The following is a 997-nucleotide window of genomic DNA, read 5'->3' as shown; positions in this document are numbered from 1 at the left end:
CCTCGCGCAGTTGGAGCAGCGGCTGGTCACCCATGTCGGGCCGGTGGCCTCGCGGCTGGTGCGGCGCGCGGCGGCGCAGGCTACCGATCCGCGCATGCTGGCCGCCGAGCTGGCGCGCCACCTGCCCGACGAGGCCGCACGCCACGACTTCGATACGCTGCTGCAGCGTCACGCGGCTTCGGGCACGGCCGTCACGCGCGTGATGGCGATGCCGGGGGCGACGCAGGCGGGCAGCGGGGCCGGCCAGGCGCCGGCCGTGGATACGGCGCTGGTCGAGACGGCGGTGCAGCGGCTCGCCACCCATATCGGGCCGATCGCGCGGATCGTGGCGCGGCGCGCGGCGGTCGATGCCGATCTCGCCACCTTCCAGGCGCGGCTGCTGGAGGCCCTGCCGGATTCGGTGGACAAGGCCGCGTTCCTGCGCGGGCTCGACGAGGGTTCGTAGCTGGGGGAGGTGGCGGCGCGGCGTGGTGGTTCGGTGGGTTGGTCGGTGCGTCGGGCGCGTACCTGGCCGGTTCGCCGCCGGTTCGCCAGTCGACGCGCGGATCGGTTCGCCGCGCGTCTTGCCGCTCGATGCGCGTCGATCAGTTCGGCGCTTGCTGGCCCGGGGCGGCGGCGGGCTGCGAGTCGAGCGTGGCCGCGGCCTGTTGCGAGACGCGCGTCCAGTCGCGCGCATATTGCGCGCGCAGGCGTGCCGCGCTGCCCGGCAGCCAGTCGCGCCATCCCGCTTCCGGATCCAGGCGAGCGGGATCGAGTCCGGCGAGGACCTCGCGCAAGCCGCCGCGCAACGCGAGCTGGCGATCGCGCAACTCGCCGAAGGCGTCGCGCAGCCGCTCGCGCGAGGCGCTCGCGGCGGAGGCCGACAGCAACAGGCGCAAGGCGGTTTCGACATCGCCGCAGTCTCGCAGCGGATCGGCGCCGTCGAGTTCCAGCCCCGCCGCCGCCGCGCCGGGCATGTGACCCGTGCGCAGCGCCGCCATCGCGCCGCCCACCGCGT

The 997-nt window shown here is 75.6% G+C and carries 1 protein-coding gene and 1 pseudogene; one reads left to right on the top strand and one right to left on the bottom strand.

Annotated features, from left to right (window positions below; all coding sequences use genetic code 11):
- Positions 1-445: pseudogene (locus F3J18_RS37505) on the top strand (serine/threonine protein kinase); the annotation flags it as partial.
- Between the two features lie 139 nt (positions 446-584).
- Here the strand turns inward: F3J18_RS37505 and F3J18_RS37500 are convergent.
- Positions 585-997: type VI secretion system-associated FHA domain protein (locus F3J18_RS37500; protein ID WP_205195738.1), on the bottom strand; the 413-nt coding region annotated here is incomplete at its 5' end.

This window comes from Burkholderia sp. Ax-1720, assembly GCF_011753035.1.
GTDB classification, from domain to species: Bacteria; Pseudomonadota; Gammaproteobacteria; order Burkholderiales; family Burkholderiaceae; genus Burkholderia; species Burkholderia gladioli.
The sequence above is the reverse complement of the archived record's forward strand: the minus strand, read 5'-3'. Positions and strand labels throughout refer to the sequence as shown.